The organism is Bradyrhizobium sp. Leo170, from assembly GCF_004296405.1.
Lineage (GTDB): Bacteria > Pseudomonadota > Alphaproteobacteria > Rhizobiales > Xanthobacteraceae > Bradyrhizobium.
The window spans coordinates 23,117-35,290 of the sequence record NZ_PSRR01000052.1 but is presented as its reverse complement, the minus strand read 5'-3'; the positions used below and the strand labels follow the sequence as shown (position 1 = coordinate 35,290).

Below are 12,174 nucleotides of genomic sequence, written 5' to 3'. Positions count from 1 at the left end.
TCTATATTTTGGCGCAAGGTGTCTCACCGTGACGCTACGAAAACCCTATGAAAATAGGTCTTTTTGCGTAACCCTCGGACTTCTAGGGGGCGCGGGACTCACCAAAAACAGGGCCGGGACCTTCGCCATCGGTTGGCACCACAAGCGAAGACCCCGGCAGGTCCAACCCTTTCGGAGTCGAAACCATGTCAGAGACTACCACACAAGCCGCCACCGCGCGCCCCACCGGGAGCGTCATCCTCACCGACGCCATCTGCAGGAAGCGGGTGGCCGAGCGCACCAAGCTCTACGACCGCCGGTGCTCCGGCCTTTACGTCAGCATCACCACGGCCGGCGTGGCGACGTTCTCGATGAAATTCACCGACCCCGTCAGCGGCAAGCAGCGCTCGGGCTGGCTCGGCGTCCACGGCGAGGCCTTCACCGTCAACGATGCCCGCAACCGGGTCTACGCGCTGAAGGGGCTCGGCACCGCCGCCCTCGCCGAGACCTTCCGGGAGCGGAAGGCCGAGCAAGCCAAGGCCGGCAAGACGGTCGCCGAGATCATCGAGGAACGGATCAACTGGATGAAGACGCCGGTCCGGAAGGCGGACGGCGAGATGCGGCCCCGGCTGGAGAGTTGGCAGAACACGGCCAGCCACCTGCGCCGCTTCCTCCGGCCGCGCCTCGGCCGGAAGCTTGCCAGCGAGGTCACCAAGCATGACATCGCCACGCTTTCGAACGACATCCTCACCGGCAAGCACGGCGGTAAGCCATCGATCAGCAACGCGCGCCACATGCGCAAGGCTGCGTCCGGCCTGTTCAACTGGGCGGCGGAGGCCGGACGCGACTACGTCACCGCCTCGCCTTGCATCAACCTGCCCAAGCTCGACCCGGAGCACCCGCGCACCCGCGTCCTGTCCGCCGACGAGATCAGAATTTTCTGGCACGGGCTCGACCGCGCCGACATGCCGTGGGATCGCAAGACTCGACTGGCGCTGAAGTTCGAGCTGGTGACAATGCTGCGGTCGGCGGAATTGCTCGGTGCACACCGGGACGAGTTGATCGACCTCAACGGCGAGAGCCCGCGCTTCGACGTGCCGCTGAAGCGGGTGAAGAAGCGGCGGCAAATCCAGCAGCCGCTGTCCGATCTTGCGGTCGAGATCATCAACGAAGCGCTGACCTCCAAGGATCAGCAGTTCGTTTTCGAAAGCCCGATGTACGAAGGCCAGCCGGTCCACCGCAAGGCCATGGCAGCGGCCCTGCGAGGCACCAAGCACGAGAAGCACAAGTCCAAGACCAAGACGCCCGGTATCTGCGAGCTGCTCGGCCTGAGGTCGTTCACGCCGCATGATCTCAGAAGGACGGCGGCGACTCTGGCCGGCGATCTCGGCTTCGACGATGCCGCCATCGCCAAATGTCTCGACCATGCGGTCAGCCGCAAGGGTGACGTGATCGTGCCGACAGTCACCGGAAAGGTCTACAACCACTCGACGCGGATGAAGGAAAAGCGGGCGGTGCTCGACGCCGTCGCGGCCGAGCTGCGCCGGATCATCGGCCGGCCGGTGAAGCCTGCTGCCGCTGCCGGGCTGCGGCTCGCGGCCTGATCAACTGGCACATCTGGACCAGTTGCGACCCGGTCGGCATTTCGCTGGCCGGGTTTTGCTTTTCCTCTTTGTCGTAGGAGGACAGACAGGCGGAAGCGCACGCGAAACGCCTCGGTCAGCGGTCGATCGATCGGATGAGTCAGGCGCGCTGCTGCGTCGCTGGTCGCTAAGGCAATAAACCGCTATAATCGGCGCGTTTTGGGGGGCTGAAATGTGGAAGTAGCACTAGGCGCGCTAGTCGTCATCGCTTGGATTGCCGTCGTAATTTGGGGTACCGCAATCCTAATAGTTGAAGCGAAACGAAAGAACGATTGGGCAAAGGTTGGCATCGCCGTTCTAAGTGCGATGACGGTCGCCGGTCCATTGCTCACGTTAATGCCCGAGCAGGTCTTCTTCGGCATTCACACGATAGGCTTAGGCTTTGTGCTGGCCTTCGTGAGCGGCTTTGTCATTTTTGTTGTGGCGTTAAATCGAACCCAACGCCGCTGACTTTGACTTTTCACGGGCTGGTTGGGGACTTTGTCTGTCTACGCTGAAACACAAACAAGGGAGGGCGCGACGTGCCTTGGCTGAATTTGCTGATCCTTGCGGCATGGGGATTGCTCGCGTCTCAACTTTGTATCCAAGCCTTTCTGTTCCTAGCCCAATTCGTGTTCGCGATGATCGGATTTTTGAAGGGTGGGAAGAAGGTACCGCGCTCCAACAACGTTGCAGCTATGCTCGCATCAATCTGCGGTGTTGCGGTCTTCGCGGCCCTCTTGTTTGCCGGCTTATGGGTTACAGACTATCTGCAACTAAGTGCATCGCGCTCAATTACCTTCTGGATCGGCGTTGCCATCTCCGTCGCGTACATCGCGCCCCAAATTCCCACAAAGCTCAAAAACGGTTGGCGCGACACGATGCACGAAGATGCGATGCTGAGACAAGCCTTCGAGAACGCCAAAAATTATCGGCCCGCGAAACCGCCAGAGAAAATGTGAAGCGATGAATGCCATGACGAAGATTCTAGTGGCGCTGCTGGCGCTCGCGCTGGCGACCGGCGCGGCCATGGGGCAGGCCCCTCAGGTACTGAACCGCTTTAGCAGTTGGGCTATTGTCAGGTCCGGAGAACTGATTTCGCTTTCTTCAGATTCTGGAAACATTGGCGCAGGCTGTAGCGATAGCACGATGACCTATTTGATGCTGGTGAAAATTATCGACCACTCGGCGGTCGTCTGGAACCCTGATGTAAAGGCTTTTTATTTTCACTTCACGGCTTGGGCCGACGACGGGCCGCCTTCTGATTTTAAGTTGCTGGTGGCCGATAAGGGCGACACCTCGGCCACTGGGGTTGTTGTTTTGAACCCGGAGTTTAACGACCAAAACACTCGTCTTTGGGCGATGCTGAAAGCTGCCAGAGCGCGGTTCTCATACAGTACCCCGTCTGGCACCGTTCGGGTGAGCGCAGTTGATTTGGCCCCGGCCATCGCACGATTCCAAGAGGAGTGCGCGAAGATATTTGTGGCGAACGCGCATAGAAAATTGAAAGAACCCATACCAATGCAATGGCTCAACCGGTAGGGATTTTTGGTTACAGCGTGTCAGATCGCGATCGGAGCCCGCTGGGGCGTTCGAGGTCGCGGCCGGTGTCGGGTGCCGGCCGGGTCGGATCGGCGCATGGGCGGGGCTGCGCGGCTCAGCGCGTGACCAGCTCCTTTTCATCAGTCCGCTTGGTCACAAGCTGAAGTTCCTCTCCCGCAATTGCTCGCAAGTGCCATCGAGGCCGGGAAACATTGAGCCAGCGGTAATACCCATGAGGCTTAACTCCTGCATGATCTGCGGACGCTCGGACACCGGCAAGTCGATCACCTCAAGGTAAGTCTTCTTGAATAGCTGCGTCTCGTTGAAAGCGATAAACGCCTCGATGTCATCGACGTTGGCAAGCGTTGAAAGCGCTTGTTGCGGAACCATGCGCGGATTGTTGATTGCCAGCGGACTGAGGACCGAGAAATGCGGAAGCGCAGCGCACACAAGCTGTACCGGCCGTATGTCCTTCTGCCACTCGCGCGCATCAAACACGAAGATGCGGGCGAAATCCCCGTCTGCCTTCTTCTTTCGGAATGCAAAATAGGCGGCGATAAAGGGCGAGTGTGTCCAATCTAGCAGAGGCGTCGGATAACCGTGATGCTGGACGAGGCTGAAGAAGGCCGCATTCTCTAGTTCATCCTTCAAATTGAAGTGGTGCTCTGTCAGGCTGCTGAGGTGCCCATGGAGCTGAAAGATGTCCTGATTAACGAACCTAAAGAGGTTGGCGCGGCCAGAGCGATGGAAGAACGTACGAAGCCGCCACGCACTGCTTTCTTGGCCTCTGAACACGTAGCGATTCGGGTCCAGCGTGAGCGCGTATTCTTTGAATGCAGCCCAGCTTTTGACATTTGCAAGCGGCTTCCGTTCTGGAGGCCTGCCCCCGTCAGAGCGAGTTAGGTGCGCCTTTCCCGAGCCGCTCGACTTGCTGGTAAAGTCGATCACCAGCACGTTGTTCTTCATATCGCAGGACCAGACCGTGTCTATGGTCGGATCAAGGGTGATTCTCGGGTAGTTGGACTTCACCGCGTCCCACGGGACGAGGGCGCCGCGCCTCATGTCGATCACATCGGTCATGATCGGCAGCGCGAAGTTTTCCGATTTATCGATGGTAACTACTCCACCTGCTATCGGAGGGTATATCGTGTTGCCGGGATACACGTAAACCATTCCTTCGTAATGGTCGCCTGCGTCGTCCAGCTCGACCGTCACGACGCCCTGCGTATTGCCCTGATAGCTCCCCAACCATTGCCCCTGCATCCAAGCTACTCCAAATATGATGCCGGTAGGATGGTCGAAGATCACGCCGGGAGCAACCTCAGAGAGCGGTCGGATCAGGCCTCGTTGGTTACCGCGCCTTGCCTCGCGCCGCCAGCGCGGCGAGCAGCGCCTTGCGCCATGCCTGCATCGCCAGCCAGTCCTCGCGCACCGCGCTCTGCATGTAGGCCGGCGGTGGACCCATGATCTCGCGGTCGAACACCGAGACGGTCTGGATGCCGATCAGCGACCAGCCCAGCTTCTTTTCGATCCGGTTGAACTCCTCGTGCTCGGGACTCTGGTCGTCATCGTGGTCGTGATCTCCGGCAACCAGTACGAGGCCGCGCGCGAACAGGTCGAGCATCTGCGGCGTGACCAGCTCCTTTCGGGATCGCCCGATGATGGTCCGCTTGGGCCCGCTCATGTCACGTCGCCGGCGGACGGCCGGGCGAGGCCCGCAGCGGCTCGTAGTTCAAGCCGAGCTTCTGCAGGGTCCGGACCACGAAAGCCCTACAGGCAAGCTCCTCCTTGACGGCGGGATGGCATTTGATGCCGGTCGGCGTCCTGACGATCTCGCCATCGGCGGCGATCCGTTCCGCCAAGGCCTCGGCGCGATCGAGGGTCTGGCCAGCCAGCGTCAAAAGCTCGACCCCGGCGACGTCGGAAACGTCGTATTCAGCGGTAACCCGGTTCCAGAGGGACAGGCCATGTTCGCCAAGGCTCCGCGACGGTTTGGGGCCGGTTCCGTCGAGGTTCGAGACCACGTGCAGCGGACTTTTCGCGTTCTTCACCATGCAAAACTCCATTCCGGAAAAAGCGTAAATTGCCCGTCACGAAATCGCGCGGCCGCTCGGTGACCTCCGCAACCCAAAGTTGCTGCCAGGCCCCCCGGCCCGGAAAACACACCAGATGGTCTGCCGCGCGCGATCCGCTCACCCGCGCTCCTCCCGGACGGTCAGTTCACCCTGCGCGGCATAGTTCCATTCAAGCTGATATTATCAGGTTGATTGGAACTGTCGGCGACGTCGCCACGGCGCGGCAGCGCCTCGTCGAGCCGCTTCATCATCCGGCTGAACATCACCTCAACCTGTTCGACCTGTGCGGCGATGCCGTGGCCCTTGGCCGCGTCGCGCAGGTCGTCGATGGCGGTGCCGATGGCCTCGACCGCGGCGCCGGCCGCTTGACCGATCTCGACGATGTCGGCGCGCAGCTCGGCACGCACGGCGGCGATCTTCGCATCGACGGCCGCCATGAGCCTTGCCTCGATGTCGCGCTCTTCACGATGGGCGCCGCGACGTTCGCGTGCCCATCGCTCGTCGCGCTCCTGCAGCTCGCGCCTGTCGCGCTGGTTGCGGCTTTCGATCCGTTCGGAACAGCGGACGGGAGGATCGTCATTCAGCGATGCTCCGCCAAAACGATCCTCCCGACGCTCGCGCATCATCTCATCAACGCTCGCGATGCTCTCTCTGGATGCCCTGTCCATACGGGCCACGTCCTCCGGTGAAGCCTTGCCCATGATCTCACCACCCAGTTGCCTTCAGCCACGCCACGCCGCGCGCATCGCGCAGCACCCAGTCGATCGGATGCTTGACGCGGATGCCGACGCGGTCGCTTTGGAAAAGCGAGGCGACCGGCACCGCGACCTTGCCGCTTTCATCGACAATTGGCTGCGCATCGGTCTCGAAATTCACTTCGGCCTGCCCATTGGACTCGACCTCTGGAATGTCCCCGTCAGCGCTGGCGACCGCGACCGGCGCGATGGCCACGACCTCGTCGGCGGCGAGCGCGGCCGAGCCGAGCACGGTCAGCGGTTCGAGGCCGTGCGGCGCGCGCAGCTCGGCCACCAGAGCGCGGGCCGGTGCCATGACGAGGATCGGCGGCGCGGCGGTGATCTGCAGCACGGCCTTCGCCAGCGTCTCGATGTCCTCCATCATCGCCTCGACGGCGTCGGGGTTGCTCGATGCGGTCAGCGCCGCGATGCCGGCGCGCAGGCCCGGCGGGTTGATGCCATCGTCGGGATTGCTGCCGAGCAGCACGGTGTCGAGCGCCAGCCCGGTCGATCGCAGCAGCGCGTCGGTGAACAGCACTTCGGCGTTCGAGCTTTCGATCTGCTCGCGCGTCATCACCATGATCGACGCAAGCTTGCGCGGGCGGAGCAGGACCGGCGGCTGCACCAGACCCGACACGACGGGGATCGCCCGGCCTTCGCCGACGAATTGCGCCAGCGCGGGATCGGCGTTGATCGATGGCACGCTGATCGCAGCGGCACCGTCGAACCGCAGCCGCAGGCCGGCCGCGATGATCGCTGCGCCTGCGCTGGCCGGTGACAGCGCCGCGATGATGTCGGCGACGATCTGGTGCGACAGCACGCCGCCGGTCTCGGTCGGGCTGACGGGCGATCTGGTGACGATCGCCTTGGCGATCAGGTCACGGCGGAAATGCCGCTGCAGGATCGTGGTCTCGTTGGTTGCCGGGTTGATGGTGGCGCGGGCGGAGGCGATGCAGGCGCGGGCCAGCGCGGCCACAGCGGCGCGGCTGCGGGTGGCTTGGTCAACGTCTTCGGGGACCAACGGCAGCGGGCGGGCATTCATGCGACGTCTCCTCGGGATCGGGAGACGTTACGCCGATCGGTGCGGCCGGTCTGTCACAGCGTGACAACTTCTTGTACGAAGCTGAAATTTGCATACAAGAAGTTCAGCGCCACCGCTTCGCCCATTCCGCCACCACAGCCGCGAGAGCGGTCTCGACCTTGTCGTGATCGGCCGTCTCTGCCTCGGTGAGCCGGGTCGAGTTGATCATCGCCTCGGCGATGCCAGCCTCGTCGCCGTCGATGGTGAACCGCTTCAGGTCGGCCTTCTTCCGCGCCCGGCACGCCCGCTGCCGCTCGTTGACCTGCTCGCGCCGCCGCGCCTCGTCGCGGCTGCACCGTGCCAAACGTCCTGGCGTCGCGTATGCGACGCCAGTTTTCGGAGGACGTGGTGAGCGGTGGGGCATCATGGTGTAACGCTATCTGTAACGCTAAGACCGTTGGCGGCAGGCGCGGGTCCTGCAGGCTCCGGAGCAGAACCGCGAGCTTGACCGCTGCGGCGTGTAGGCCTTGCCGCACTGCTCGCACGTCCTGCGGCGCGCCGGGATAACCTCCTTCTGATCCCGGCCGTGCAAGACGGGATGACCCTTGATCTGGCTCGGGTCGAACCGATACCAGCACGAGTTCTCATAGCCGCCGTCGTACTCGGAATTCGGAATCCATTTGACGCGGCCGATCGGCACAATGTCGGAGCAACGCAGCAAGTATGGTTTCGAACCTTTGTTCGCCGACCAGTCGTGCGGGAGCAGCAGCCAGAACGGGACCCTGAGATCGAGGAAGTGGCGGATTAGATCGTGTAGCAGTCGGGTGCTACGCTTGTGGTCCTCCGGATATTTGAACGGTGGGTTCGTGATTCCGACATCTGGGTTGCCTACGTAACGCTCGATCGCCAGAGCATTTTGCCCGGTCGCGATGTCGCCGGCATAGACACAGCGCAGGCCGAAAGATTCCAGATGCCGGACCAGATCGCCGTCGCCTGCGCATGGCTCGGCGAAGGTCTTGACGCCGTCGCGACGAAGAAATGGAACCAACGGCAGCATCGCCTTCAACGGCGTTGGATAGAAGTCGCGGTCGTGGCGCTCGAAATTGGACCGCTTACCCATTACGGTCACTCCGTGTGTAGTCGCCAACCACCAGCCGCTTACGCGCGGTCGCGACGAAACCGGACACCGCCGCGATCTGGCCTGCGGCGTGGTACAGCCAGCGCAGCGCGGCGTCGTCCGTGGTCGGCGACATCGCCTGCAATACTTCGGCGATCGAGGGGCGGAATTTCAGGGTGTGCCGCAATCGGCGGCACGAGGCAGCCAGCACGAAACGCGATGCACGCGCGTCAACGACGTCGGCGAGCACGATGTGCATGAAGCTCGACAAGCTTGCCTCCTTGCCGGGGTATGCCATGTACAGGATAGCCAGCTCGCGGCGCGCATCGTCGATCGTCGCCGGGGCGCAGGCCGATTGAAGTTGCTCGAATAACCACGGATGCTCGGCCATCAGGGCCTCGCCGGTGGTGATAGCTTCTTCCAGATGCTGCCGGGACTGATGCTGGGCAGTGGCCATCCAATCGAGAAAGCCGCATTCCTTCACCAGCGGCGCGGCGAACTCCCGATCCTCCAGCGCCCCTAACAATGTCGAGCTGACGTGGCTGGTCCCCGCAATCTGAGAATTGCTCAAGCGCGTGATCTTGCTCACGGCTCGTCTCCGTCGTCTTTGTTGAGACCGAGCCCGTGCATGATCGACTCGTCATAGCTGCTCAGTCGGGGGAACCTCGCGCGCGTACCGCGCGCGTTAGTTCCTCGACTAGTTCTTTCAATAGATTCGGGTGACGCCAGCGTCACTGTTCTGGTGTCTCGCGCGTCACTCTTTCCGGCTTCGCGCGTCACCCTTTTTTCGCCCGAAACAATGACGTTGGAGTCACCATTAGCTTCGTCAAAAGATGACGCTGGCGTCACGGTTTTCAGAACGGGGCGGTAATGGTTTGAATGTGTGCGACCGCCACCAGTGGCGACTTCGAGATGCCCATGCTGGGCGAGCGCATTAACGTTGCGGATGACCGATCGGACGTGCTTGATGCCGAGCCCCTTCGCGATCGTTTTCAGCGACGGCCAAGCGTCGCCCGTTGTCTGGTTGACATGTCGGGCTAGGATGGTTGCGACGTGAAGCGCCATCGGCGGCAGCTTGCGATCGGCGGCTATCTGCTGCAGCCAGAGCAACAGGCCACGCAAGTAGCCGCGCGGGTCGGCACCGGCTGTCATGTCGCCCGCCGCCGCAGAAACTCGGGGATGTCGCCGAGCGGGTCCTGCGCGGGCGGTGTTACCGGCGCCGACGAGGGCGGCTTGGCCTGCGGCTCGATCGGCTGCTCAGGTGAATTGAGCCGCAGCCACTCCTTCACGATGTCGATCTCCGCAGCGCTCAGTGCATAGCCGTCGCGGACCATGTCGTCGGGCGAGGCAAACCCCAGCTCGGCGTACATCAGCTCGGCTTCGCTGATGAACTGCATGAGGCACCGACAATCGTAGGACAGCTTGATTTCGCAGAAACGTCGTCGCGCCAGCATCAGCTCGTGCCACTTCTCGCGCGGCACATGACGCAGCAGGTCCTCGGCTTCGATGGGGCCGGAGTCGATGACCACGTCGCGGCGCTCTGGCTTCGCCGCCACCTGATCGGCAGTCGCGACGACGGCCTCGGTCGGCGGCTTTGACACCGTGACCGGCTTCGCGTCATCGGCAGCCGTCACATCGGCCGGGTCTTTGTGGGGCTCCTTCTGTTTACGCTGCCAATTTCTCGCGTCATTTTCGCAAAAACGCTTCGCAGCTTCCATAGAGCTGAAGGTTTTGTTGAAGCCGAGAGGTCCTGTCTCGGTCAGCACGCTTGCGAGATATTTTGGCTTGTTCTTTCTCCTGCCTGCGGTCTCCTCCACCCTGTAAACCGCCATCAGATCGGGATAGGTACGCTTGGCCTCGCCGCGCTCATGATGCCAGTGTGCTTGCCTTTCCGGCGACTGCCGCGCCTTGCCGTCCTTGCCGACCGTCTTGGTCAACTGGTCAATCTGTCCAGTTGATTCCAGCCCCGCCCGGACGGTGCCGACCGTGACGTGACTCGCCTTCACAGCCTCGGCGATCTGGCGGTTCGACTTCTCCGGTGTCGCCTTCAGCAACTTCGCGATCAGGCCGCGCCGCTGCTCGGCGGTGAGATGGCGGCGGTGGATGTTGGCGCTGACGGCGTAGGCGTAGGGATCGCCTTCAACCATTTCAAAGGTCAGGTATCCATCTTTCCCGTCGATGACATCAAGGCCGACCATTTCCATTGCGTCGGCGCGATTGCGGCCATCGAGCAGAAATCTATTGCCGTGCGGGCAGGTCCAAATCGCGATCGGGTTCCTAAGACCGTTCTTCTTGATGTCCTCACCCAGCACTTTCAGCTCGTCCTGCGTCATGCGCGGAAACAGCTCGGCCGCCGGATGGATCGGCAGCACGTCACGCCATGATTTCGATTTCGGTTGGCTGCTCATCGTCCCCGTCCTTCCTTGCGGCTTCTTGCCGAGCTGGGGACCGGGGCGTATCTTTGCGGGCGTTGTGATCGTGAAGCCCGGCCGATTTCGCCTCGGTCGGATTACGGAGCGCCGGCACCCTCCGGCGCTCCGTTGCTCTCAGGTCCTCGCGTTCTCTGCGCGCTCGCGCGGTTGGCGATTCCGGCCCCGGCCACGGTTCGGGTTGTACTCGTTGACGGTGGCTTGCCACTGCACGACCTCCGCCAAAAAATACATTTTGCGGTTCGGCGTGACGTACCGGCCTTTGGGGAAGTGCCCCTTCTTCTCCGCCCGATCGAGTGACTTTCGCGAGATGGGGATGCGCTCCAGCACTTCCTCCTGCGTGATCATCTGCTGCAGCTCGATCTTTTCACCGTCGTCATGTGCGGCTTGCTGTCGTGCTTTTGCGCTCATGGTGTGAGGGCTCCTTGCGTCAGCGCGCGCTTAACGGCACGACAATGCCCTCATTGCAAAACGGCACAAAGCGAAACCAGCGTGTAACTTTTATTGAGGTGCAGCCCACAGCAATACGACGTCTTGGCGTATCGTCGATGAAAAGGCCAAGGGCTGCTTTGCGTTGACAATCGATAAACTAAAAGTTTGCTCGGACTACCTTCACTGAGACGTGATTGCGGTCTCAAGCTCAGTCAGCAGGTGTCACGGTGCTTTCAGGTCCTATAAGGGTCCCAGTCGATTCCCGGCTGCCTGCTGTCGCGCCGGCCACATTGCAAAAACCCCTGTGCTGCAGGGATTTTTCTCGTTTTAGGCACGCTGAAAAAAGCACTGGACGACAGGACCACACGACTTCGCCGTCCGTGAGCGCCACGCTCGTCAGTCGTGACACCCGCGTCCACCGCATCTCACCGCAACATTCGTGACGATCGCGACCCGCCCCTCATCCGCCGTGAGACGCGCGGAGTTAAATCACTGATTTGCCCGACGGCGAAAGCGGAATATTTTCTGCGCGAGGGCTGGACAGGGGGCGCCTGATTTGCCCGTCGGGTTGTTATGTCGCACCGAAAGCATCCACATCGTCATTGCGAGCAGCGCGAAGCAATCCATAGCGCCGCTTGTGGAGACGTGGATTGCTTCGCGGAGCCTGTCATCGGGCGCGCGTTCGCGCGACCCGTTGGCTCGCAATGACGGGGGGCTGTCATTCCGGGGCATCGCGAAGCGATGAGCCCGGAATCCATTTCACCGCTTGCGCAAGTGGACGAATGGATTCCGGGCTCGCGCTGACGCGCGCCCCGGAATGACGGCGGAAACGGTGGCGGTGCTACGCCGACACGTCGACGAGCTGGCCCTTCTTGTCCGCGTTCTCATGGAATTGCTGCTCGATGAGGTCCTTGATCTTCTGCTCCACGGCCTGGCGCTGTTGCGGCGTCATGTTTTGCAGGTCCTGCTCGGTCAGGTTCATGCTCTTCTGGATGTTCGCGCGCATCCGGTCGATCGGGTTCATGTGGGCGTATTTGAGGAACTCCTCCTCGATACCGTTGCCGAGGGACGTTTCCCGCGCGGGTTGGGTGGAAGCTTGATCGTCGGCGCTCGAGACGTCCTTTGCGGCAGTGTTCTTCGTGCTCGCGGTAACAAAGCTATAGGAGGAGATCGTCGTCGATATCTGCACGTCGCGCCCCAATTCGTGATGAGGTCGCAGGACG

16 protein-coding genes are annotated in these 12,174 nt (G+C 61.8%); 4 read left to right on the top strand and 12 right to left on the bottom strand.

Annotated elements, in window-relative coordinates:
• Positions 1-185: 185 nt before the first annotated feature.
• The 4 genes from CWO89_RS12180 to CWO89_RS12165 all read left to right on the top strand — a co-directional run bounded on the left by CWO89_RS12180 (position 186) and on the right by CWO89_RS12165 (position 3,143).
• A complete protein-coding gene (locus CWO89_RS12180) occupies positions 186-1,583 on the top strand; it encodes a tyrosine-type recombinase/integrase (RefSeq protein ID WP_165421115.1) in 1,398 nt (465 codons plus the stop codon).
• Positions 1,584-1,796: 213 nt separating this feature from the next.
• Complete coding sequence (locus tag CWO89_RS12175) at positions 1,797-2,072, top strand: hypothetical protein (RefSeq protein ID WP_130578848.1); 276 nt, start codon at positions 1,797-1,799, stop codon at positions 2,070-2,072.
• Between the two features lie 71 nt (positions 2,073-2,143).
• Positions 2,144-2,563 (top strand): bromodomain-containing protein, encoded by a 420-nt coding sequence (locus tag CWO89_RS12170; RefSeq protein ID WP_130578847.1) that lies wholly within the window; start codon positions 2,144-2,146, stop codon positions 2,561-2,563.
• Positions 2,564-2,576: 13 nt separating this feature from the next.
• The gene (locus tag CWO89_RS12165) at positions 2,577-3,143 is read left to right on the top strand and encodes a hypothetical protein (protein WP_130578846.1); all 567 of its coding nucleotides are present in this window, start codon (positions 2,577-2,579) and stop codon (positions 3,141-3,143) included.
• A 153-nt stretch (positions 3,144-3,296) separates the two neighbouring features.
• Here the strand turns inward: CWO89_RS12165 and CWO89_RS12160 are convergent, their stop codons facing one another.
• The 12 genes from CWO89_RS12160 to CWO89_RS12105 form a co-directional block, all read right to left on the bottom strand.
• Positions 3,297-4,406: an FRG domain-containing protein gene (locus tag CWO89_RS12160; protein ID WP_130578845.1), complete on the bottom strand. Its 1,110-nt coding sequence runs from the start codon at positions 4,404-4,406 to the stop codon at positions 3,297-3,299.
• 88 nt (positions 4,407-4,494) lie between these two features.
• The gene (locus CWO89_RS12155; RefSeq protein ID WP_130578844.1) at positions 4,495-4,827 is read right to left on the bottom strand and encodes a hypothetical protein; all 333 of its coding nucleotides are present in this window, start codon (positions 4,825-4,827) and stop codon (positions 4,495-4,497) included.
• Position 4,828: 1 nt separating this feature from the next.
• Positions 4,829-5,197, bottom strand: a complete 369-nt coding sequence (locus tag CWO89_RS12150) for a hypothetical protein (RefSeq protein WP_130578843.1) — start codon at positions 5,195-5,197, stop codon at positions 4,829-4,831.
• Between the two features lie 161 nt (positions 5,198-5,358).
• A complete protein-coding gene (locus tag CWO89_RS12145) occupies positions 5,359-5,919 on the bottom strand; it encodes a hypothetical protein (protein ID WP_130578842.1) in 561 nt (186 codons plus the stop codon).
• Between the two features lie 4 nt (positions 5,920-5,923).
• Positions 5,924-6,994 (bottom strand): phage major capsid protein, encoded by a 1,071-nt coding sequence (locus CWO89_RS45820; RefSeq protein WP_165421114.1) that lies wholly within the window; start codon positions 6,992-6,994, stop codon positions 5,924-5,926.
• A gap of 103 nt (positions 6,995-7,097) precedes the next feature.
• Positions 7,098-7,337, bottom strand: coding sequence for a hypothetical protein (locus CWO89_RS12135; protein ID WP_130578841.1), 240 nt, complete (start codon positions 7,335-7,337; stop codon positions 7,098-7,100).
• An 84-nt stretch (positions 7,338-7,421) separates the two neighbouring features.
• Positions 7,422-8,093 (bottom strand): hypothetical protein, encoded by a 672-nt coding sequence (locus tag CWO89_RS12130; protein ID WP_207234463.1) that lies wholly within the window; start codon positions 8,091-8,093, stop codon positions 7,422-7,424.
• A complete protein-coding gene (locus CWO89_RS12125; protein ID WP_130578840.1) occupies positions 8,086-8,679 on the bottom strand; it encodes a hypothetical protein in 594 nt (197 codons plus the stop codon). Before CWO89_RS12125 ends, CWO89_RS12130 begins: the two co-directional genes overlap by 8 nt.
• A complete protein-coding gene (locus tag CWO89_RS12120; protein ID WP_130578839.1) occupies positions 8,676-9,242 on the bottom strand; it encodes a helix-turn-helix domain-containing protein in 567 nt (188 codons plus the stop codon). The genes CWO89_RS12125 and CWO89_RS12120 overlap by 4 nt, the downstream gene beginning before the upstream one ends.
• Positions 9,239-10,462, bottom strand: coding sequence for a ParB N-terminal domain-containing protein (locus CWO89_RS12115; protein WP_130578838.1), 1,224 nt, complete (start codon positions 10,460-10,462; stop codon positions 9,239-9,241). Before CWO89_RS12115 ends, CWO89_RS12120 begins: the two co-directional genes overlap by 4 nt.
• Positions 10,463-10,636: 174 nt before the next feature.
• Positions 10,637-10,930, bottom strand: coding sequence for a helix-turn-helix transcriptional regulator (locus CWO89_RS12110; RefSeq protein WP_130578837.1), 294 nt, complete (start codon positions 10,928-10,930; stop codon positions 10,637-10,639).
• Positions 10,931-11,792: 862 nt separating this feature from the next.
• Complete coding sequence (locus CWO89_RS12105; protein WP_130578836.1) at positions 11,793-12,140, bottom strand: hypothetical protein; 348 nt, start codon at positions 12,138-12,140, stop codon at positions 11,793-11,795.
• Positions 12,141-12,174 lie beyond the last annotated feature (34 nt).